Origin of the sequence: Chamaesiphon sp. VAR_48_metabat_403 (assembly GCF_031422475.1) — a bacterium.
In the GTDB taxonomy this organism is placed as follows: Bacteria; Cyanobacteriota; Cyanobacteriia; order Cyanobacteriales; family Chamaesiphonaceae; genus Chamaesiphon.
The window spans coordinates 1-22,504 of sequence record NZ_JANPLS010000432.1; the positions used below are offsets into that span (position 1 = coordinate 1).

Genomic DNA, 22,504 nt, shown 5'->3' on the forward strand with positions numbered 1-22,504 from the left:
GGACAAAATGGCGCGACTCCAGTAGATTATAAATATTTTTATATTGCACCGAGTAATACTGGCATTCCGTCAGGTTTCGATCTAAATAATAATGGCAGTACCATTACTACCCTCACCGATGGCATCGGCGATAATGGTTACGGTGACGACTCATTTGGGTTTGGTAACTTTCCAGGTCAATTTGGGATGGTGGTGCTATCTAAATACGAAATTGACACGCCGAATGTGCGAACTTTTCAGAATTTCCTCTGGAAAGATATGCCAGGTGGTCTACTCACCAACGATCCGACAGTAGATAATCCGGATACCCCAGTTAATGAGAACTTGAATGGTTTCTATTCGGCAGCCGAAATTGAGAAGTTGCGGTTGTCTTCTAAAAGCCATTGGGACGTGCCGATTAAGGTAAATGACGAAATAGTTCACGCGCTCGTCAGTCACCCTACACCGCCTGTTTTTGATGGCACTGAAGACCGGAATGGGAAGCGAAATGCCGATGAAATTCGGTTCTGGGCGGATTATGTTTCGCCAGGGCAAGGCGGCTATATTTATGATGATAAAGGTGGGAAAGGGGGCATCGCTGGCGGTTCGAGTTTCGTAATTATGGGCGACCAAAATGCCGATCCGCGCGATGGAGATAGCTACAATAATGCCGTCTCGCAGTTATTACGCAACCCCAATATTAATACCAATTCGATTCCGACTAGTGCGGGTGGAGTACAACAGTCGGCACTTCAGGGGTTAATTAATAACACTCAAACTGGAAATCCGGCTTTCGATACGGCGGATTTTGCCGATAATGGCACTAACCCTGGTAATTTGCGGACTGATTATGTGCTGCCTTCGGCAGATCTGAAAATTAATAATAGTGGTGTATTTTGGCCGTTAAATACCGATCCGACATTTGCGCCTGTGGGTGTATTTAATCCGGCTTTACCTGGTGGCTTTGCGACTTCGGATCACCGTTTGGTATTTGCCGATGTCCAAGTCGGGGTCACGCCAAGCGGGAAATCGATCGCGAGTGCAGGTTTTGTCGGTCAAAAGATTTTGCCAACTGGACTGATTCCGGCTGGTGCAGCGGGGAAAATCGATGGTGTGGATGTGCCATTGGGTGGTCTATCTGGCGTAACTTATGATGCTGCGAAAAATCAGTATTATGCCATTTCTGACGATCGAACTTCCAATGCGCGGTTCTATACTTTTACCCTCAATCCAGTTACTAGCGATATAACTTTTACCAATGTCGTCCAACTCAAGGATGCCAGCGGCAATCCTTTCGCTGCCAATAGTCTCGACCCCGAAGGCATCGCCCTGACGCAAAATGGTACTGTATTTATCTCGTCTGAAGGTGAAGCAAATCCAGCCGTCGGGCGCGTTTCCAATCCATTTGTCAAAGAGTTTTCGCTGACTACCGGACGAGAAATTCGCTCGCTAGTCGTACCGCCTAAATTCTTGCCCAAAGTCACTGATACCAATGGTAATGGCATCGTCGATGCACCAGATACCCAAACCGCTGGCATTCGGAATAATCTCGCCTTCGAGAGTCTGACAATTACACCCGACCAAAAAACGCTCTACACCGCCACCGAAAACGCTTTATTCCAGGATGGCGATCGAACTACTGTCACGACAGGCAGCCGATCGCGGATTATTCAATATAATCTAGTTACCGGACAACCAGCGAAAGAATATCTCTACAATGCCGATGCGATCGCTAAGGCACCAAATCCCGCCACTGGCGGTGCTGATAGTGGTTTGGTCGATTTGCTCGCGATCGACGATCGCGGCACCTTCTTGGCTCTAGAACGCTCGTTTGCGGTCGGACAAGGCAATACGATTAAGGTCTACGAAGTCACGATTCAAGGGGCGACAGATATTAGTACGATCGATGCCCTCGGTAGTCTGAGTGCATCCCAGTTACAGGCGATCGCTCCCGTCCAAAAACGGTTAATCTTGGATCTAGACTCGCTCAAGCTGCCCAATAGCGACGGCAATCATCCGACGGGGACGGATAATATCGAAGGCTTGGCATTTGGGCCGAAACTCGCTGATGGTCGCCAATCGGTCGTCTTAGTTAGCGATAATAACTTCAGTGCGACCCAGTTTACCCAGATTATTACCTTGGGTGCTGACTTGGTGCCCACCGCAACGCCAACGGTCGAAACTCGTCCCGCCCTCTTAGACAATGGTGCGCTACCCTTTAGTCAGCGGGCGGATGCTGACGATCCGGCGGTATATGTCAATGCCACTGATTCGGCCAAGAGTTTGGTGGTTACGAGCGTTAAAAATGGTGGGTTGCGGGTTTATGACCTATCCGGCAACCTCATCCAAACCATCAATCCCAGCAGTCCCGACGTGCGTTATAACAACGTGGACTTGCAATATGGCTTTACACTGGGCGGTCAAAAAGTCGATATCGCCGTCGCCAGCGATCGCAATAACGATAAACTAGCGATCTTCAAGATTAATCCGGCGGGTACGGGTGGTAATTATCTCGAAAATATTACCGACACCAGCGCAGCGACAATCTTCCAAGCCGCGCCATTTACCGCACCATTCTCGGCATCGGCGACTAGTGCCTATGGCTTGGCTCTCTACCGCAGTCCCGTCAGCAATGACTACTACGCCTTTACCACTCGCCGTCAGACTGGCGATGTCGCTCAACTGAAATTGATCGATAAAGGTAACGGCAAAATCGGTTACGAACTAGTTCGCAACTTCACAGTTCCTTCTTCCACCACCGCTGGCGCAACCCCTCAAACCGAAGGCATCGTCGCCGACCAAGAAACCGGATTATTATATATCGGTCAAGAAGATGTCGGCATCTGGAAATATAACGCCGAGCCTACAGGTGGTAAATTCGGTACCTTAATTGAGAAAGTCAAAGCCGAAGGCGGTAAAAACCTCACAAATGATGTCGAAGGTTTAACCATTTACTACGGTAAAAATGTGACGGGTTATTTACTTGCATCCAGTCAAGGCGATAATACTTTTGCCGCTTATACTCGCGAAGGTAATAACGATTTTATCGGACGGTTTGGCGTTGGGAATAACGGCTCGATCGATAGCGTCCAAGAATCTGACGGTGCGGAAGTCATCAACCTACCGCTGGGTGCCAATTTCCCGAATGGTCTATTTGTTACGCAAGATGGCAGTAACGACCCCGCCACCATCGTCAGCGGCGAGAATATTAGCTCCAACTTCAAATTCGTACCGTTTGAAAATATCGCTAATACCTTCGCCACACCGCTAAAAATCGATACTACCAGTTACAATCCCCGCACTCCCGTCGCGCGATTGGGTGTCGTCGAGTCCGCCTTCCCCAATAGCGTCGCCAGCGGCGATACCACCCAGACATCTACAGTATTGTGGACGCGCGCTAATGTTCCTGGTAAAGTCACCTTTGAATACTCTACCAAAGCTGATTTTAGTTCGATCGCAGGTACCCAAACCGCCACAGTTACCAACCCCTTACAACCAGTCAAAGTCGATGTCACTGGCTTGAGTGCCAATACTAGCTACTTCTACCGCGTCACCGATGTCAACGGCACCAAAACTAACGGTAAATTCAGCACGGCGGCGGCATTGGGTCAACAGACAGGCTTGAAATTCGGCGTATCCGGCGACTGGCGCGGCGAACTCGCACCTTATCCCGCGATTAGTAATGCCGACACCGCCAACCTCAAATTCTTTATCGAACTCGGCGATACCATCTACGGTGACGTAGCTTCCCCCGCCGTCAAAAATCCTGACGGTACCGAGAAATCCCAAGTCACCACCTTGGCAGAGTACCGCGCCAAAAATGCGGAAGTTTACGCTAGCCGCTTTGGTCAAAATACGTGGGGCGACCTACGCGCATCTACGTCCATCTTCGCAACCATCGACGACCACGAAGTCACCAACGACTTCGCAGGCGGCGAGAGTTTGGCGACCGCCACTGCTGCCGAGCAAGCCTTGTACGGTGCCAAAACGGGGTTAATTAATGACTCGCCCCTGTATGAAAACGGCCTCCAAGCCTTCCAAGAATTCAACCCGATTCGCGATCTCACCTACAACACCCCAGGCGATGCCCGTACCGACGGCGAACGCAAACTTTACCGTGCCAACACCTTCGGTAACGATGCTGCCACCTTCGTCCTCGATGCGCGTTCCTTCCGCGATAAAGAGTTGCCCGATGTCACCAACCTCGCCGACCAAGCCCAAGTCGGCAAATTCTTAGTCGATGCATTCGATCCAAAACGGACGATGCTGGGCAAACCACAGGTAGACGACCTCAAACGGGATCTGCTCCAATCCCAGAAAGATGGCGTGACCTGGAAATTTATCATGGTACCAGAACCGATCCAAAATATCGGCGTACTGGCAGCAGCCGATCGATTTGAAGGTTATGCCGCCGAGCGGACGGAAATCCTCAAATATGTCAACGACAACAAAATTGAGAACGTCGTCTTCGTCGCCGCCGACATCCACGGCACCTTAGTTAATAACCTGACTTACCAAAATGCCCCAGGTCAAGCCCAAATCGCCACCAGTGCCTTTGAAATCACCACGGGTTCTGTCGGGTATTCCCAACCTTTCGGCCAGACTGTAGCTCAATTAGGCGCGGCTCTGGGCGTAATTACACCGCAACAGAAAGCGTTGTACGACTCGCTCCCAACCGCCGGAAAAGACACCTTCATCAAAGGTGTCGTCGATAACGGACTGCAACCATTAGGTTACGATCCGCTCGGCTTAGACAAAAACCTCTCCCAAGCCAACGGCTTAATTAACGCCAAGCTCCTCCAAGGCGATTATGTTGCCACCCACGTCTACGGTTGGACTGAGTTTAATATCGACAAACAAACTCAAAAACTCACCGTCACCACCTACGGCATCGATCCTTACACCCGCGCCGAACTCGAAGCCAACCCCGACGCAATTACCAGCCGTCAGCCCAAAATCGTCAGTCAATTTGAAGTCACCCCTAATAATGTCGCCCCAACCTTGGTTGCGGGAACTGCGGGTGCTGATAATCTCATCGCTGGTATCACACCAGGATTCGACGGTTTCAACGATAACGTCTTTACTGGTTCTGGTAACGACAGCGTGGATGTCCCGATTTCTGGTGCTAACGGCGGTAACAACCGGATCGATCTCGGTAGCGGTAATGACGTTATCTATGTCGGCAATAACGATCGCGCTTTCGGTAGTGCTGGCGACGATATTTTCGAGGCGAACGATGCCAAAGACTACCGGATCTCCGCTGGTGCTGGTAACGACACCCTGTTCCTCGGAACCAACGGTCGCGCTTTAGGTGGCGACGGTAACGACAAGTTATTTGTCGGAACTGGTGGCGGTAACTTCCTCTCTGGTGGTGCAGGTGCCGACCAATTCTGGATTGCTAATGCGGAGATTCCAGGTGCTGCGAATACGATTCTAGACTTCCAAATCGGTACCGATGTTATCGGCATTCAGGGTGCCAAGAGTTTGGGTATTAGCGCGACAACTTTGGTTCTAAATCAAGTTGGAGCCGATACCTCGATTAACTTTGGCGGTCAAACTTTGGCAGTGCTAACTGGTATTCAATCTACTAGTTTGACTCCTGGTAATGCCAGCCAGTTCGTGTTTGCCTAAAACTGCGAATCAGCTTTCCTGTGTAAATAGATAGAACAGGCACGATCGATAATACTAGTTATCGATCGTGCTTATTTATGTATGATTAATGGGATCGATTTTGAGATTGTTTACCCAGTCTTCGTAGGTGGTTGAGAATCTATCCAGTAGTTAGTTCGAGTCAATAATTTCACTCGATAGTACTTTAAAGATCGAACCGATATAGGCTAGCTTATGCTTAGGAGTGAATCGATTGTCTACGATCTAACAGTACCACCCCAGCCGCTAGATTTTCACGCTCGTGTTCGGGATCTCGCCAAGTTTCTTGGAGCGCAGCGGCTTCCCATGCCTGCATCGATTTGAGGGAAAGAAGTTGCTGGATATAAGAAGCGTGTAGGGGTAGATTGTAGGTTTGGGCGCGGAACGCGATCGGACAAAAGAACGCATCGACAGCGGTAAATTCAGAGCCAGTCAGGAACGGGCCACCAAATCGATCGAGTCCTTCTGCCCAGATTTCGTTGAGCCGATCCAGATCTGCTTGTAACGCTGGGGTCATCTGGTGAAGCTGGATGCGGAGACCACAATTCATGCCGCATTCTTGGCGGATGGTATTGAAGCCGGAGTGCATTTCCGCAGTTACAGATCTAGCCCAGGCACGGGCAATTCGATCGACAGGCCAGATCCCGCTATGTTGCTCGGCGAGGTATTCAGCGATGGCGAGGGAATCCCAGACGATGAGATCGTCATGGTGGAGGCAGGGGACTTTCCCATTGGGGGCAAAGCTGTGGAAGGTTTCCCAGCTTGAGTTTTCGGGAAAAGGGATGAGTTGTTCGGTGAAGGTGATCGCTTTTTCTTGCATCAATACCCAAGGGCGCAATGACCAAGAGGAGTAGTTTTTGTTGGTGATATAGAGGGTATACATATTAAGTTAATGCAGGTTTGAAAAGCTTTGAGGCTTTAGACTCGATTAAGATATTCTCCACCCTAACCTAAGCTGAATTGGATCGATCGCAACCAGATGTTATTTTATCTCACTCAGCTAGTAGGATAAAATAGCAATATCACCATTCAGGTAAGCCGAATGTCAGATTTACTTGCAAGAATCACCATTAATCCCAAGCAATGTAGCGGTCGTCCTTGTATTCGCGGGATGAGAATTCGAGTGTCCGATATTTTGGATCTGTTTGTCGCTGGACTTGATGCCGAGCAGATCTTGGCAGAAATGCCAGATTTAGAAGCAGATGACTTAAAAGCGGCTCTTTTCTACGCCTCGCGCAAATTAGACCACCCAGTATTGGTAGTTGCCTGATGATTTGGATCGATGCACACCTCTTTCCCTGCTATTTCAAGTTGGATAACAGCTACATTTGAGATCACAGCCTTGGCTCTACGAGATGTAGGGCTGCGAGATGCTGAAGATGCTGAAATTTTTGAGGCGGCAAAGGCACAAAATATTATTTTCATCACCAAAGATAGCGATTTTGTCGATCTGATTAATCGGTTTGGTCAACCACCGAAAATTATTTTACTGACATGTGGGAATACATCAAACGATCGCTTAAAAGAAATCTTGAGTTCTAAGCTGTTAGAAGCGTTGGATCTATTACAGTCAGGCGAACCACTCGTCGAAATTAGTGGCAATTAATCAATTCATTGGTTTAGTATGGATAGTCTATCTGCCAAATTATTCAGCATTTTCCAGAACGTAAATGACTGGTTGAAATTTGCTGAAGCGAAGAATGCTGTTTTACTTGCTTTCGCAGGAGCAGGGATGACAGCAACCTTGACAGTTCTCGTTTCAGCTCAAAATTTGTTTAATTCGTTACGATGGGGCTTAATTTCTGCAACTATATTGCTTTGTGTTTGTGCATTCTTGTGCATACTCTCTTTTCTGCCGAAAACCGATCTGGAGAAAATCTTACGGCTTAGATTGTCCCAGTCCGAGCAGCCTAAGCCTGAAGATAATTTATACTTCTATGGGCATTTAAAGAAGTACCAAGCAGAAGAATTGCTGGATCGATTGAATCAAACTTACTTATCAGATAGTCCGGTATCTCAGCCTTATTCAAAAGAGGCGAAGGATCTAGCAGTTCAAGTGACTATCAATTCTGGAATCGCATTTATAAAATTCGAGATTTTCAGGTATGCAGTTTATACGTTAGCGGCGGCAATTATTTCTGTTCCCGTATTTATACTGATTACTTTCTTTACTTGTGGGACTTTATAATTGTGTACAAGCATCCTACAACTTTAGTCGAGAGATCGAAAAATAATAATAGTGCAGCTTAGGTTACTTCACAGTGATGGCAATACTGAATCAGCTTAATTATACAGGTACGAAGATTGATGGATGTAATAAGTGAGAAGCTTGAAATTGCGAAACATCTGGTTCTTGAAGAATTTGGCGATGCGGTTGCTGCCATCATTGTCATGGGCAGCATTACCCATGAGAAAACTGAGGCAAGCGATTTAGATGTTTCGGTGATTTATTATGACCGCTTTTACAATGAGCGGATTGAAGACTTTCGAGATAAGCTGAGTAAAATCGCAGACCGGATTAATCGCGAGCATCCACAGCATCCGATTGTCCTCTGGGCAACTAAGGAAGATCACTATCTAATTGGGCTGCCTGACATATCTTATGTTAAACGTAATCTTCCATATACACTTAATCGACTAGATACTTGGGGTGGACTAGCGAAAGATACTCTTAAAAGCTATGAGCTAGCTTCGCATAAAACCATCTATCCTGATGAATATGAAGCTTTTTTAATGGGTAAATGTAAAGAGATTCCTACATATGAAGCGATTGAACTATTTCTGATTTCGACTCGCACATTTGCTGAAGGAATTGCTGAACTGACATCAATTGACCCAATAGAGCAGAGGAATGGTCGCAATCACGTCGCAAAGGCAGGGTTAAGAGCGGTTTATGCTGCGCTAATTAGCAAAAAAACGCATCCCCTAAACTCGTATCGCGAGATTCATGAAGCTGCAATATTGACATTTCCAGCGGATTTACATTCCGTTCTAAACTATCTCTATCAACTCAAAACTGGAACGAGCAGTGAATCGCATGTTCTCACAGGTTTCTTGCCAGAGATATTAAAACTGCTATATTACTGCGAAAGTCAGGTTTCAACTGTTCACCGACTATCGACATCGCGTGTGACAATGGCTAAAGGCGGAGAATCATTCTGTTTCGAGTCCAATAACTACCGAGAAACTCTAAAAAACGATCCGCCAGCTCAATCTGAAGATTACTGTAGATTTCCTGGCTTTGATGTAAATCAAATACATTCATCGTATTTTTTAATCACTGCGTTTGAAATTGTTCGTCGTTTTATGTGCGCCCCCATCTGCAATCCTGATATATTCAATTTTTTCTTCGAGGAAATTTGTGTTGTTGGAACCTTTAGTCTCTATTCTCCGGTTGGGATTAAAATTCAATTTGGCAGAATAGAAATGACTGAGGTACAGATTAGCATAACCTCAGAAGAAAGAGAGAAAATGTTTACCTATATATTATCTCTAAATAAATTTCATGAATCACTAAATCAATATCCTAAAACACCTTGGCTCCCATATAAATATTGCCTTAATGCTATTCAAACTTTGATTTCAGGTGTTTCTAGGGTAAGTGCTGGAGAATATATAGAATTGCCTACTACTCCAACAAAGCATTTTAATATTGATATCTTAGCTTTCACATTGCGATGGCAAAGCCGCTTGCTTAGGGGAGTTTATAGTGAGGACATCATAAAGGTATTTAATCAGTTTGCGCTGATTCTTTGTCACAGCGAACGCAACGATGATGCGAGAGCAGTTTTGGAAGAGACACTATGGCTTGACAATAATCGACACACTTATCCTGTTCCTCAAGAAGGTATACGTTTACTATCCATAACTCGACAATATCTTGGTATTACCCACTATCGCAGTGGTGATATGGAACAGGTAAAACGTGCGTATCTTAAATATCTTGGCATTACCCATTATCGCAGTGGCGATATGGAACAGGTAAAACGTGAGTATCCTAGAGCACTTGAGTTGAATTCAGACAACTTTTCTGCGCTGGACGGTTTCACATCTTTACTTTTGCTAACCGATCCAAAGGAAGCTTTTTACAAGCTCTTGTCTGAACTTGTAAAAAGCTTGATCAATTGTCGTGAGGAATCACAAGTACTTCAGAGATTCATGGTTTCTGCTATTAGAGGCAACGCAAGAACAAGTGACTCAGAGATACATATTTCAGCCTACAATCTGAAGCAAGTCTTAGATCTCTCAGGATTAGTCGAGGAAGATATCATGGACTGGGTGGTGACTGATGATGTCATCAAAATATTCACTACTACAAGAAAATGAGTGAAACTCTTTGGGCGTATGGATATCACGGCTAGACTGCTCATTCTTCAATTATGTGGTGAAAACATTTAATAGTTCTTCCGACTATCGGATTGCCTCAATTCGATCGGCATTTGTAGAAGGCGATCGAATTTTACCAAACTCGGCAATTTACGATCTTACCCATATACAAATTGCGATTTTGGATTCACGCTTAATTGAAGATTTATGTATACTCACAATGGATGATATTTAGCTATGCCCTTAGATCCTAAAGAATTTGAGAAAGTATTTGCCAATCACTTTGAAACGATCGCGCCAGAACAGTTTTTAGATAATTTAAAAGCAGCTTGCCCATATCTGTTCGATGAAGATCCGAGTAAGATCGTTGAAGTAAGTAATGGTAAAGGGGCAGACAACAAGCTTATAGTAGTAACCGACGATCGAGTTCAGCATTCTTGAGTAGATAACTTACCGATCGAACACAGTTAGCAAAAAAGTATATTCCAATGCGATATCTTTGAGATATTCATAACGTCCCGACGCGCCGCCATGTCCAGAATCTAGATTGGTTTTGAGTAGGAGTAAATTATCATCGGTTTTGAGCGATCGCAATTTTGCCGTCCACTTGGCAGGCTCCCAATAAGTCACACGCGGATCGTTCAATCCCGCCGTAATCAATAGATGTGGGTAAGCTTTCGCCTCGACATTATCGTAAGGCGAATAAGAACGGATATAGCGGTAATACTCCTCATCGGCGGGATTACCCCACTCGTCGTACTCCAACTGCGTCAGGGGCAAGTCGGCATCCAGCATCGTATTCAGCACATCCACAAATGGTACTTGCGCGATCGCTGCCTTGAATAGTTCGGGTTTGAGATTAATCGTCGCACCGACTAGCAACCCACCCGCACTACCACCCGCGATCGCAATATTACCCGCGCTGGTATATTTTTCGGCAATCAGATGTTCGGCACAAGCCACAAAATCCAGAAAGGTGTTCTTTTTCTGCAAGAACTTGCCCGACTCATACCAGTGTCGCCCCAGCTCCGAACCACCTCGAATATGGGCGATCGCATAGACAAAGCCGCGATCGAGTAAACTGAGTCGATTGGTGGAAAAGCCTGGATCTAGGCTGGCACCATAGGAACCATAGCCGTAGAGATAGAGCGGCTGCGTACCATCGCGCTTAAAATCTTGGCGATAAACGATCGAGATCGGCACTTCCACCCCATCATGAGAGCGGGCAAAAATTCGCTCTGAATGATACTGATTCGGATCGTAACCACCTGGAATCTCATTTTGCTTGAGAATTGTCTTCGATCGCGATCGCAGATCGTACTCAAATACCGTCATCGGCGAGACTAGAGAGGTATAACCAAACCGGAATTTCTGGGTATCGTATTCCCAATTAGCCGCACCAAATACTAGATAAGTAGGATCGTCGAACTCCAGATAATGTGATGCTTGATTGTGAAATTCAATCGCCCGTAATTGTCCTAAACCTTGATAGCGTTCGCTAATAATCAGGTAATCTTTAAATTCATCGATTCCTTCAATTAATCGATCGGGATCGTGGGCAATATATTCTTCCCAATACTGTTGCTGTGGCTGCGATACCAGCGTCCGCATGATGCGGAAGTTCTGGGCGTTGTCATTGGTGAGAATGTAAAAATAGCCTTCGTGATGGCTAACGCTGTATTCATGCCCTTTCTGGCGGGGTTCGACGATCGAAAACGTACCCTGCGGATCGTCGGCTGAAACAAAATATTGTTCGCTGGTAATCTTACCGCCAGTTGTCAGGAAGATATATCGATCGTCGCGGGACTTGTCACAACCGACAAAAAACTGTGAATCCTGTTCTTCATAGATTAGTTCATCTCGGTCTATCGACTCGCCTAATGTATGCCGATACAGCCGATAAGGGCGCAAGTTCTCATCTAAAACGGTGTAATAGAAAGTCTGGTTATCATTTACCCACTCCAGCGAGTAGTAAGTATTCTCGATCGATTCTGGCAATAGCTCGCCTGTTGCCAGATTTTTAATCCGCAGCGTATATGTCTCCGAGCCATCTGTATCTTCGGCATACGCCAAGAGTTGATGGTTGGGGCTGATGCTAAATGTGCCGAGCTGAAAATAAGGTTTCCCTTCCGCCAGTAGATTTTCATCCAAGATGATTTCTTCAGGACTATTTAGATCGCCATGTTTGCGACAATGAATGGCGTATTGCTTACCCGCCGCCACTCTGGAGTAATAGTAATAACCATCTTTTTTGACGGGTACGCTGAGATCGTCTTCCTTGACTCGCGCTTTTAGCTCTTGAAATAAGCTCTCCCGCAGTTCGGCATGTGGCTCTAATACTTGCTCTGTGTAATCGTTCTCAGCGTTGAGATACTCCATCACCTGCGGATTATCTCGATCGCGCAGCCAGAAATAGTCATCGACGATCGTATCTCCATGAATCTCGATCTGGTGAGCTAGCTTGGCGGCGTGCGGCGGTTGCATAAGCAAGTGACATAATAAACATCAGATCTATATTATCGATCGATTTCACCCATGTTGCCCCTCCATCCTGAAAGACTCAAAGCCAGGATTGCTTAAATCGATAGCTTGCAGCATGGCGAGCAGCCTGTCAAGCACCTTGCGGAACCTTTCGCAATGTCGTTACCGTTCATCAAATTGTCAGAGATTTGCAAGGTAATCTGCTTGCAGATATGACAGTTAAGCAAATCTTTACCATTGAGAATGATTCGTTGGCACAGCCCCTCTGCAAGAGGATCGTTATTTATGAAATTGGCGAAACCAAAACAATCCAAGAGATGATTCAAAAGACGAGAACTCCCACTGAGTAATTGTGAAGGAAGTTACAATTCGAGCCGTTGCTTTTACCGATCGCGTAGCGGCAGCAATGGCTAATCGATTATCTATTGAGAAATTTTTCTAAGAGAAGTTCCACCTTTAAATAAAATTCTGGGACGATCGTTTGTCAATCTATTGTAAAAATATCTAAAACGATCGATATCGGGAGTATTAGTTCTCAGCTTATTAATAACGATCGGATCTGTTGCGGCCCCTTTACCCAGCCAGGGTAAAGCACGGATAATGCGAAGTAGAAGCAGCAAATTAATAATAGTATTTTACTTCCACCGAGTTTCGATTGGTTCAAATAGCTGAGAATCTATCAGTCATTATGACGATGAATTCGTGGGAATGCGCTTGTTAGATTGAGTGTATTGCAGACAGGCAAACACTCAAGCACGCAATTTAAAATCCGCTATGTACTACTCCAACGAACTATCTAAAGTAACCTCCAAACGCCAATTAAACCGTTTTGAGCGAATTGGCAAAAGAGGATTAGATATTATTTGTGGATTAATTATTGCCGCATTTTTTGTAGTAGTACTCCCATTTGTAGCGATCGCAATAAAGTTCGACAGCCCTGGTAATATTTTTTATAAACAAGAGAGAGTTGGCTTGAATGGTGCTAAATTCACCATTTACAAATTACGATCGATGGTACGAAATGCCGAACGTAACGGTCAAGCTCAATGGGCCGTTAAAGGCGATGCGCGGATTACGAAAGTTGGTAACTTTATTCGCAAAACTCGTCTCGATGAATTACCGCAAGTCATTAACGTCTTAAAAGGTGAAATGAGCATGGTTGGCCCTCGCCCCGAACGCCAACAGTTAATCGATAAATTAGCACAACAAATTCCTAACTTCGATCGTAGATTAGCCGTTAAACCAGGATTGACTGGCTGGGCGCAGGTAAATTACGGTTACGGTAGTACTGTAGAAGATGCCCGGATTAAGCTCAATTACGACCTCTACTACTGCAAACATCAGTCATTGATGTTAGATTTCAAAATTCTGCTGCGGACTTTTGCGGTAGTTCTCAAAATGCAAGGACAGTAAATCGAGATCGCGATCGATGGAGATAAGCTAAAATTACATTGAGGTGAAGTTATTCCCATACTGAGTCAAGGAAATTAACATGGTACTAGTAGAGTCTAAAACAATTAGCTTTGATGATTTTATTTCCTGGTTGCCAGCCCGATCGGAATATCGCTACGAACTTAGAGATGGAGAAATCCTCGAAATGCCCAAACCACGCGGTAAACATTCAGAAATAGCTGGTGAGATCTCTGGCAAACTATATCTAGAAGTTACCCGATTGGGTTTATCATACTTGATTCCGCGAGAATCGATCGTCAAATCGATCGATGGTAAGTCAGGCTATGAGCCAGATGTCATTGTCTTGGATCGAGAAATGCTAGCCCAAGAGCAACGATGGGAGACTGAATCGATTATTACGCAAGGTAGTTCGGTAAAATTAGCCATTGAAGTAGTCTCGACTAATTGGCAAGATGATTATGCAATTAAGCAGATTGCGTACCAAGCATTAGGAATTCAGGAATATTGGGTCGTCGATTATTTAGGATTAGGCGGACGAAACTTTATTGGCTATCCCAAACAGCCGACTATTTCAGTTTATTATTTAGTCGATGGTGAATACGATCTACATCAATTTAGAAGTAATGAGCTAATTGTATCTCCAACGTTTCCCGATTTGGAACTATCGATCGATCGAATGGGTTGATAAAATGATGAATAGATATAGTATGGTGATTCAATGGTCTGAGGAAGATCGACTTTTCCTAATTACAATTCCAGAGTTTGCCGATCTGGTGATGATGCCATGTACTCATGGTAAAACTCGCGATGAAGCTATTCATAATGGTGAAGAAGTAATTGAAATATACTTAGAAGCTTGGCAAGCCGAAGGTGAATCTATTCCCGAACCAAGAACACTTCAGACTGTCTAATTCAAATATTCTAATGACAGATTTTAGATCGATTTTACAAAGAAACTATCTAAACCAATTTGAATACAAAAGTATTCTTGCCGTATAAATTTTAGTTGCGATCTATATCCAGATCGACAGATATATAACGCTCGGAGTTTTACATGAAAATAGGACAATCGGTAGCAGAATTAGCCGATATTCAAGGTGAATTCTCAACTATCGGATCTGGTATTAGAAATGATGAGCCTACTAACTTAGCATTTTTATTCGCAGATGAAAACAGACTCTACTTGCGCCAGCCACTGTTCTGGAGATATACATTTTTACCAGAGCAGATTATCGCCATAGAAGAAAACAGCGACCGAGGGATTATAATTAAGCATATTCGACTAGATTATCCAGCTACAATCGTTTTTAATTCGTCAGTGAGTGCGAGTGAAATGATGTCGATAATTACAAATAAGGGCTTTATACCTTCAGCTTTAGCTAGCGATCTACCAATTCGGGAAGAACTTCCGGTTCGAGAAGAAGTTATAATCCCTATTGGTATTGCGATCGTTTTGTCTTTGTTTACTGGTGATTTTGGACTTAGTTATTTGCTCGATTTTCAAACACAAGGAGCTTGGAGATGTCCTCTTATCGCTACTCTCACGATCTTCGCCATTAGATTCTTCCCTCCTGCTCAATGGATTGTTTTTAAACCTGGAAGATTTATTGGTGAAATTAGTCCGATGCTGGACAGCGTTGTTTTGATATTGGGATTACTTGCTATTGCTAGTGTTTTGATGGTTCTGGGCATTCCAGAACTAGTTACAGTTTTACTTGTGTTCTTTATTCTTTGGCTCGTCACTGAGATCGATCTCAAATTTATTCCATAATTGCAGCACGATATTAGGAGTCGAGTCTTGTGGGATCGATCGAATTCTTGTAACATAAAAGTACCATCGATCGGATGAGCCTGAATTGCACCACTTACTAATTACAGTATTTATAATAGTAATAATTAGGAGACTAACTCATGTCACATTTTACAACTATTAAAGTTCAAATCAAAAATTCTGAAATTCTTGCTACTGTATTAGCCGATTTAGGGCATAAAGTTGAGGTAAATACCCAAGTTCGTGGTTATCAAGGCGATCGAATTAATGCTGAATACGTGATTCGTCGTCAAAATGGTTATGACATCGGATTTCTTAAAGAAGAAGATGGTGACGATAATTATGAAATTATCGCTGATTTCTGGGGCGTGGGGCTAAACCAAACTCAATTTGTCAATGAAATTCAACAAAAGTATGCTCATCAAATGCTATTACATACAGCCGCAACTCAAGGCTATAGCATTGAAGCTGAAGAAGTATTAAACGACGGTACCGTGCGCGTAGTTGTCGGACGGTGGATTTAGCTCTAATACCAGTGGCTGCGTACTTATAAGTACAAATCTGTACGGGATAACTGATGATGTCCGATCTCAATTTTCATTACGCATGGCTTACCCAACAACCGCAAAAGTTTGATGCCGTGTTGGGAAGTCAAACCCAGATCGCGAATGGTAGCGTCATTTTAGGTGGCATTGAAGGTATCAAAACCCGATTGAATAGCGAAAACATTCATGTCATAATTTTAGCATTGCAAGATGCGATAAATTATGGCGATGCTGGCTTACCTCTGGTACTTGAATACTTGGAAAATCCAGAATACCAAGTTGTCGATGCAGCTTATGAATTATTAAAATCCCGATCGGAACCGTTCGTGCGCGATCGCATCGAACGCTATTTAGACGATCGAGAGTTAGAAATTCAAGATCTGAAATATTCAGATCTTGAATCGAGTCCCGAAGCGTCCATTCAAAAGCAATTTAAAACAAGTAAAGCATCTAAACCGATCGCAAATTCTAAAACTAATTCAAGACCTATGAATAAACCCAGTCATAACCGCTGGAATAATGCAAGTTAGCTTGACAAAATACAACTAAATATAATTCGCGATCGATTATTTAGGATAGGGAAAAGAGGATGAAGATCGATCCAGACAATGACGGCAAAATTATCGAATCTTGGGTCAAAAATGCTGCCCCTTGGATTGTGGCAATTGAGGAACGACAAATCGAAAGTCGCAATCTTATTACCGATCGATCGATTGTCGATGCTGTCGTCAGTCGTGATGGTCAGACAGTGCTGGATCTGGGCTGCGGTGAAGGTTGGCTGACGCGCGCATTAGTAGAACGGGGGATGAATGTCCTTGGTACCGATATTATCCCTGCATTTATCGATATCGCTAAAACGATGGGAGTGGGTGAATTTGAATTGGCGGCTTATGCAGAAATCGCCGCTGGTAAGTTAGCGAAAAAATTTGATATTGTAGTTGCTAATTTCTCACTGATTGGCAAGGAATCTGTGGACGGTTTATGTCGATCGATGCCATCGTTACTGACCGATCGTGGTACATTTATCGTGCAAACTCTACATCCGACGATCGCTAGTGGCGATCTACCTTATCGAGATGGCTGGCGAGCATCTTCCTGGGATGGGTTTAGCGATGAATTTACCGATCCCGCGCCGTGGTATTTTCGGACGCTAGCCACCTGGATCGAACTTTATACCGCCAATGGACTCTCGATAATCGAAATCCGCGAACCCATCCATCCACAGACGGGCAAACCCGTTGCGGTAATCTTTATTGGTGTCTTGCGAAGTCAGATCGGACTGCTATAGGTAAGTTCAATTACTCCAGGCTCTGGCTTTTTAGATTCTCCATCTACATGAAACTTAATTTAATCCCAAGTCCTAACTCTTCGTCGGTAATAATACCCGAAACTTTGAGCCGACACCGACTTGACTGACAACTGAAATCGAGCCACCACACCGGAGGAGAATATTTTGCACGATCGTTAGTCCCAACCCCGCACCATTACTATATTCGTTGGGTAAAGTGCGAACCCGGTAAAACCGATCGAAGATTTTGGGAATTTCTGTCGGCGCAATACCAATACCAGTATCGCGAAATTCTAATTGAACGTAGTCACCTTGGACGGAAGCTTGGACGAAAACTTGTCCGCCGTCGGATGTGTACTTAATACCATTGTGCAATAAATCGATCGCAATTTGCCGCACCCAGGTTTCGACACAAATTGCTGGCGGTAAGTTATCGGGTACAGTATAACCCAGTCCGACTCCTTTTTCGGCGGCTAATGGTTGGTAGGTACTCACAATCCCCGGAATAATTTGGGATAGTTGAAGGGGTTTAACTCCCGCCCGATCTGGGCTACGATCGAGTGCTAGCAGTCTCGTCGCACCACTAATTAGCGAAGTTTGCCGATCGCATTCATTCCGAATCATTTTTAGATATCTTTGCCGTTGCGGTTGTTTGACAACTGGCGATTCGAGTAACTTTAGGGCTGTTTTAATCGTAGTTAATGGCGTACACAGCTCTTGCATCAGATGGGCGATTAGCTCATCTTTTAAATCACCTAAACTGAGTTCTGGCGGCGTGGGTTTTTCCATTAACAGACGAGGGGACTGGGGGACGAGGGGACGGGGGGACTGGGAGACTGGGGGACTGGGGGACGAGGAGACTGGGAGACTGGGAGAAGAAAAACTAAAGAACGCAGTTCCAAATCCTATTCCCTATTCCCTATTCCCTATTCCCTATCCCCTATCCTCCAAACTTCTGGTTGAGAGCAATTCTAGCCTGTTCGCGATCGTCGAAATGGATTTTTTCGGTACCGAGGATTTGATAATCTTCGTGTCCTTTGCCTGCAATTAAGACACCATCGCCAGTTTGGGCGATGGCAATGGCATGGGCGATGGCTTGAGCGCGATCGGGAATCACTTCAACACCAGTCGTGCGGCTGATTCCAGCGACGACATCTGTGAGGATTTGGGCGGGATCTTCGGTGCGGGGATTGTCGGATGTGACTACTACCAAATCGGCTAGTTCGGCGGCAATTTTACCCATTTGGGGGCGTTTTGTGCGATCGCGATCGCCACCACAGCCAAATACACAAATTACTTTACCATGAATGAATGGACGTGCGGCAGTTAGTAGACTTTCCAAACTATCGGGGGTATGGGCGTAATCGACGATCGTGGTGATATCTTGTTGGGGTGAGATTTGAACTCGTTCCATCCGTCCCGGTACGCCAGGGAAGTCGGCTACTGCGGCGACGATCGCGTCCAGAGCCATGCCCAGGTGCAAACAAGTCCCCACCGCAGCTAAGAGGTTTTCGAGGTTGTAGTCGCCAACTAGAGGCGATCTGAAGCTGATTTCGCCTTGGGGTGTATGGAGTTTGCCTATGACTCCGGTTTGTTGGTATGCCAATTCGCTCGTCCATAAATCGGCGGTCGGATCGGTGGTACTATAGCTCCAGACTCGTGCTGAGGGAATCTGACTAATTAATCTTTTACCATACTCATCATCTAAATTGACGATCGCGCGTCCGGTAAGGTATTCAGGACTAAATAATAGTGCCTTTGCCTGAAAATAATTTTCCATATTTTCATGATAATCGAGGTGATCTTGGGTGAGATTGGTAAATACACCTACCTCGAACGGACAACCCATGACTCTACCTTGATGTAGAGCGTGAGAACTCACCTCCATAAGGGCCACTTGACTCCCCGCCGCTAGAGCCTGAGCTAGCTGCTGCTGGAGATCGACAGCAAAGGGGGTAGTGTGAGTTGCTGTTTTTTGATAACCTTGCCAACGGGTGTAGAGGGTACCGAGTAAGGCGGTGGAAACAGTAGCTCGATCGAGTAAATATTCGATAATGTGGGTGGTAGTGGTTTTACCGTTGGTACCAGTCACACCCACCATTTTAAGCGTATGTGCGGGTCGATCGTAAAAGGTACCCGCCAAAGCCGCACAAGCCGCCACCATATCGGCGGCGACAACGACACAATCGGACGAATTTGGGGGATGTACGGTAGCGGCTGCGGGTGAAATTACGGCTCCAATTGCACCAGCGGCGATTGCGCCTTGCCAAAATTCTCCCCCATCGACGCGCGTTCCAGGCATCCCAATAAATAAATCTCCCGCAGTACAAGCATGAGAGTTAGTTTTTAAGCCAGTAACTTCTAAGTCTAAATTAGGATGGGTGCTGGAATATTCGATCTGACTCTGAGCTAAGAGTTCGCGGAGTTTCATAAATTGAGTGTGTGGGGGACGAGGAGACGGGGGACGCGGAGATAGGGAGTAAGAATGGGGAAAATCCCCTCCCAGGAGGGGTGCCCGTAGGGCGGGGTGGGTAGATCTTCGCTAAAATCTATCCCCTATCCCCTAGTTGCTGTAAAATCTGTTGCACTTGAGAGACGCTGGCGCGGGGGGAGAAGCGGGGGATGAGTCGCTCGGTGCCATCAACTTGTAAACATAATACTGGGATCTCGTACTGATAGCGATCGAACCAGTCGGGATTGGTGGTAATTTCGCGAATTTCGAGCTGGATCTCTAGATCGGTAATTTGTTCTAATTTCTCTTGCAAGCCTTCACATAAGTGGCAGCCAATTTTGCTATACAAGACTAAATGCATGGGATTTACGATCGACAATCGAGTTTATCTGTACGATACAATAATTGGTGACGGTTCATCTCGGACGATCTCGCGGGTAGCAGCTCTGAATCGCATATATCTCCCTATTTCTCTGCGTTCTGGTGCGCCTCTGCGGTTAAAAAGATTTATTATTCCTATGAATTTAGCCAGGTGGATGTATCGGGGCTAGAAACGGTCGTTACCAGCCAGCTTACCGTCACTAGTCGCGATCGGGTGGTAGCATTCGATCGAGTCATGGCGATCGGCGATGCTGCTTCCCTCCAATCGCCGCTAATCTTCACCGGGTTCGGCTCTTTAGTTCGCAATCTCCCCCGCCTTACCCACAGATTTTCTAAGCCGGATAAGCATCTGTCAAGCAAGATTGATACGATCTTGCTGGGATTATTAGTTTTAACTCCAGCAGAATTAGTTATTAAATTAGCCACCGAACGATAACCACGAGCAGATTAACACTGAGACTAACAGAAACCTTCTGGGGAAATTTTGTTCGTGTGAATCTAAATAAATCGATCGAATCTCCCCAATAGAAAGTTATGGCTGACAACAGCAATTAGATTGCTTCGTCAGGAAAAATATAACTGGAGAATCGATCGATGCCAATACACAATGTCTCCGACGGCAGATTCGACGATACGTCTACACATGAGCTTGAGAGAAAGCTCGACGATCTAATGCCTCGATCGAATCCTACCTTAAAAAGCACTCTGCTTGAAAGTAATCAGACTGGGATGACTAGTATCAATCTTGCCAGATCGATCCTGCGCAGATCTAACAGAATAGATGTCAAGGTTTGTATATCAGAAGATGAAATTAATTGCTACAGCTTGTTTTTAAACCTAGTTGGTTTATCAGAAGATGTTGCTTATTCTCAAACAGTTGTCGCAGTGACGATCGCTGCACATGAGGTCGGGCACGCGCTTCAACCACAATTTGAGAAAAGACTTGTTAGTTTGATCGGAAAGACTCCGATTCTCTATCTTGGTCGTTTTAGTGAATACTTGATTTTAATGTGCCGTATTCTTGTGTTTCTCAGAACACTTGCAAAATCTGGTGTGGAATCTCAAATTCAAAATGAATATATTCAAGATCCTGAAATAGATTTCGATCGACAATATCTCAACCAATCTCAACCTCTCGATTCTCATTCTGAGAGGCTCCGCCAACGAAATTATCTCGTCCGGGCGATCGGTACAATTTTAAAGTGGGGTATTGCTGTATTGAACTCCTTAATTGTTTATACAATTTTTCTGTTCATTATCGTCTTAGTTATCATTCTCACACCTATATCGATTTGCTCTTTATTTATCTGTCGAATACTTATATTACTGACTGAAATTGATGCGTCTCTACGAGCGATGTATATATTAAAACACTATAAAATTTTGGATGAACGGCAACTAAAGGCAGCACGAAAGTTTTTAATTTTTGCGGGGTTGAGCTATCTTCGTGTCGGGGATGTTGACCGATTATTTGATTGACACTGAACTAATTATATTCTCGATCGTAAGTATAACATCGAAATCCACAAGCAGAGAGGTATAAAATATTGCTTTGACAGTTTTTGTAACTCTCTATTACGATAAATCGCTGAATTTGGCGCATGGATGAATTTTATTAAGAAATTCTTTCCAATCTAATATGCACAGGGGTTGATACTCTGACATTTATTAGGTATATCTATGAGCTACCAAAACATTTCCAAGTTTGCCGTAATTTACTTTGCTCCTTTAATTGCACTGTCGATCGGGTTTGTCGATTTTGCTAATGCTGCCCAAACCGATCGATCGATTCTCCAAGCTACTACTTCGACTAGCAACGCTAACAAGATTAACTTACGCATCAAAGATCCGGTTTTGCTATCTGAAGTAGATACTTCTGATGAAGATACTAGCGTCGATCGCGAACAATCGATGCGCTATGTACACTTAGGTGTTAACGCACAAAAAATGTATCAAAAAACTCAGAAACAGCGTCATTTCAAGCAAGCTTTGTATTATTATATAGAAGCTATTAAGACAGACAAAAAAAATCCATTCGCCTACATGGGGGTTGGGACGCTATTGGGAAAGACGGAAGAAGGGATTTTGGCTCTCAAGGCTGCTGCGATCTTATTTTATGCAGAGGATAATGATGAATTCTATCAATTGGCTATCCAGTACTTGAACACTTTGGGTATATCTTTTGCCGCTACTGAATAGGGACATAATTCTAGATCGTC

22 protein-coding genes and 2 pseudogenes are annotated in these 22,504 nt (G+C 44.8%); 18 read left to right on the forward strand and 6 right to left on the reverse strand.

Annotated elements, in window-relative coordinates; translation table 11 throughout:
• Positions 1–5,610, forward strand: a 5,610-nt coding sequence (locus RMO79_RS20555) for a phytase (RefSeq protein ID WP_310485132.1), incomplete at its 5' end; no start/stop codon positions are given.
• 217 nt (positions 5,611–5,827) lie between these two features.
• Here RMO79_RS20555 and RMO79_RS20560 read toward each other — a convergent pair.
• Entirely contained in the window at positions 5,828–6,511 is a 684-nt protein-coding gene (locus tag RMO79_RS20560) for a glutathione S-transferase family protein (RefSeq protein ID WP_310485133.1), read from the reverse strand.
• Positions 6,512–6,670: 159 nt separating this feature from the next.
• On the opposite strand from RMO79_RS20560, the gene RMO79_RS20565 reads away from it, so the two are divergent.
• From RMO79_RS20565 to RMO79_RS20590, 6 genes and pseudogenes are all read left to right on the forward strand, one after another.
• Positions 6,671–6,898, forward strand: a complete 228-nt coding sequence (locus tag RMO79_RS20565) for a DUF433 domain-containing protein (protein ID WP_310485134.1) — start codon at positions 6,671–6,673, stop codon at positions 6,896–6,898.
• Positions 6,895–7,234, forward strand: a pseudogene (locus RMO79_RS20570) (DUF5615 family PIN-like protein). The gene RMO79_RS20565 and the pseudogene RMO79_RS20570 overlap by 4 nt, the downstream one beginning before the upstream one ends.
• A gap of 18 nt (positions 7,235–7,252) precedes the next feature.
• Positions 7,253–7,816: a Pycsar system effector family protein gene (locus RMO79_RS20575; protein WP_310485136.1), complete on the forward strand. Its 564-nt coding sequence runs from the start codon at positions 7,253–7,255 to the stop codon at positions 7,814–7,816.
• A gap of 119 nt (positions 7,817–7,935) precedes the next feature.
• Positions 7,936–9,954 (forward strand): hypothetical protein, encoded by a 2,019-nt coding sequence (locus RMO79_RS20580; RefSeq protein ID WP_310485137.1) that lies wholly within the window; start codon positions 7,936–7,938, stop codon positions 9,952–9,954.
• A gap of 58 nt (positions 9,955–10,012) precedes the next feature.
• Positions 10,013–10,189, forward strand: a complete 177-nt coding sequence (locus RMO79_RS20585) for a hypothetical protein (RefSeq protein WP_310485138.1) — start codon at positions 10,013–10,015, stop codon at positions 10,187–10,189.
• Positions 10,190–10,191: 2 nt separating this feature from the next.
• Positions 10,192–10,395, forward strand: coding sequence for a hypothetical protein (locus tag RMO79_RS20590; protein WP_310485139.1), 204 nt, complete (start codon positions 10,192–10,194; stop codon positions 10,393–10,395).
• A gap of 9 nt (positions 10,396–10,404) precedes the next feature.
• Here the strand turns inward: RMO79_RS20590 and RMO79_RS20595 are convergent, their stop codons facing one another.
• Positions 10,405–12,438: a S9 family peptidase gene (locus tag RMO79_RS20595; protein WP_310485140.1), complete on the reverse strand. Its 2,034-nt coding sequence runs from the start codon at positions 12,436–12,438 to the stop codon at positions 10,405–10,407.
• A 96-nt stretch (positions 12,439–12,534) separates the two neighbouring features.
• Here RMO79_RS20595 and RMO79_RS24665 point away from each other — a divergent pair.
• A pseudogene (locus tag RMO79_RS24665) lies at positions 12,535–12,639 on the forward strand (transcriptional regulator); the annotation flags it as partial.
• A gap of 218 nt (positions 12,640–12,857) precedes the next feature.
• Here the strand turns inward: RMO79_RS24665 and RMO79_RS20600 are convergent.
• Complete coding sequence (locus tag RMO79_RS20600) at positions 12,858–13,055, reverse strand: hypothetical protein (RefSeq protein ID WP_310485141.1); 198 nt, start codon at positions 13,053–13,055, stop codon at positions 12,858–12,860.
• Positions 13,056–13,209: 154 nt separating this feature from the next.
• Between RMO79_RS20600 and RMO79_RS20605 the strand changes: the two genes are divergently transcribed.
• From RMO79_RS20605 to RMO79_RS20635, 7 genes are all read left to right on the forward strand, one after another.
• Complete coding sequence (locus tag RMO79_RS20605; RefSeq protein WP_310485142.1) at positions 13,210–13,848, forward strand: exopolysaccharide biosynthesis polyprenyl glycosylphosphotransferase; 639 nt, start codon at positions 13,210–13,212, stop codon at positions 13,846–13,848.
• A 79-nt stretch (positions 13,849–13,927) separates the two neighbouring features.
• Entirely contained in the window at positions 13,928–14,533 is a 606-nt protein-coding gene (locus RMO79_RS20610; protein ID WP_310485143.1) for a Uma2 family endonuclease, read from the forward strand.
• Between the two features lie 7 nt (positions 14,534–14,540).
• Complete coding sequence (locus tag RMO79_RS20615) at positions 14,541–14,759, forward strand: type II toxin-antitoxin system HicB family antitoxin (RefSeq protein ID WP_396136646.1); 219 nt, start codon at positions 14,541–14,543, stop codon at positions 14,757–14,759.
• A 143-nt stretch (positions 14,760–14,902) separates the two neighbouring features.
• A complete protein-coding gene (locus tag RMO79_RS20620; protein WP_310485145.1) occupies positions 14,903–15,619 on the forward strand; it encodes a hypothetical protein in 717 nt (238 codons plus the stop codon).
• 140 nt (positions 15,620–15,759) lie between these two features.
• A complete protein-coding gene (locus tag RMO79_RS20625) occupies positions 15,760–16,143 on the forward strand; it encodes a DUF1257 domain-containing protein (protein ID WP_310485146.1) in 384 nt (127 codons plus the stop codon).
• A gap of 53 nt (positions 16,144–16,196) precedes the next feature.
• Positions 16,197–16,694 carry a hypothetical protein gene (locus RMO79_RS20630; RefSeq protein ID WP_310485147.1) on the forward strand — a complete coding sequence of 166 codons (498 nt, stop codon included), beginning with the start codon at positions 16,197–16,199 and terminating at the stop codon, positions 16,692–16,694.
• A 59-nt stretch (positions 16,695–16,753) separates the two neighbouring features.
• Positions 16,754–17,452, forward strand: coding sequence for a methyltransferase domain-containing protein (locus RMO79_RS20635; protein WP_310485148.1), 699 nt, complete (start codon positions 16,754–16,756; stop codon positions 17,450–17,452).
• 72 nt (positions 17,453–17,524) lie between these two features.
• Here the strand turns inward: RMO79_RS20635 and RMO79_RS20640 are convergent, their stop codons facing one another.
• From RMO79_RS20640 to RMO79_RS20650, 3 genes are all read right to left on the reverse strand, one after another.
• Complete coding sequence (locus RMO79_RS20640; RefSeq protein WP_310485149.1) at positions 17,525–18,241, reverse strand: HAMP domain-containing sensor histidine kinase; 717 nt, start codon at positions 18,239–18,241, stop codon at positions 17,525–17,527.
• A gap of 151 nt (positions 18,242–18,392) precedes the next feature.
• The gene (locus RMO79_RS20645; protein WP_310485150.1) at positions 18,393–19,883 is read right to left on the reverse strand and encodes a UDP-N-acetylmuramoyl-L-alanyl-D-glutamate--2,6-diaminopimelate ligase; all 1,491 of its coding nucleotides are present in this window, start codon (positions 19,881–19,883) and stop codon (positions 18,393–18,395) included.
• 118 nt (positions 19,884–20,001) lie between these two features.
• Positions 20,002–20,265, reverse strand: coding sequence for a glutaredoxin family protein (locus RMO79_RS20650; protein ID WP_310485151.1), 264 nt, complete (start codon positions 20,263–20,265; stop codon positions 20,002–20,004).
• A 171-nt stretch (positions 20,266–20,436) separates the two neighbouring features.
• Between RMO79_RS20650 and RMO79_RS20655 the strand changes: the two genes are divergently transcribed.
• The 3 genes from RMO79_RS20655 (at position 20,437) to RMO79_RS20665 (ending at position 22,484) form a co-directional block, all read left to right on the forward strand.
• Positions 20,437–20,721, forward strand: a complete 285-nt coding sequence (locus RMO79_RS20655; protein WP_310485157.1) for a hypothetical protein — start codon at positions 20,437–20,439, stop codon at positions 20,719–20,721.
• Positions 20,722–20,957: 236 nt separating this feature from the next.
• Positions 20,958–21,764 (forward strand): zinc metallopeptidase, encoded by an 807-nt coding sequence (locus RMO79_RS20660; RefSeq protein WP_310485152.1) that lies wholly within the window; start codon positions 20,958–20,960, stop codon positions 21,762–21,764.
• A gap of 201 nt (positions 21,765–21,965) precedes the next feature.
• On the forward strand, positions 21,966–22,484 hold the full coding sequence (locus RMO79_RS20665; protein ID WP_310485153.1) for a hypothetical protein: 519 nt from the start codon (positions 21,966–21,968) through the stop codon (positions 22,482–22,484).
• Positions 22,485–22,504: the final 20 nt, after the last annotated feature.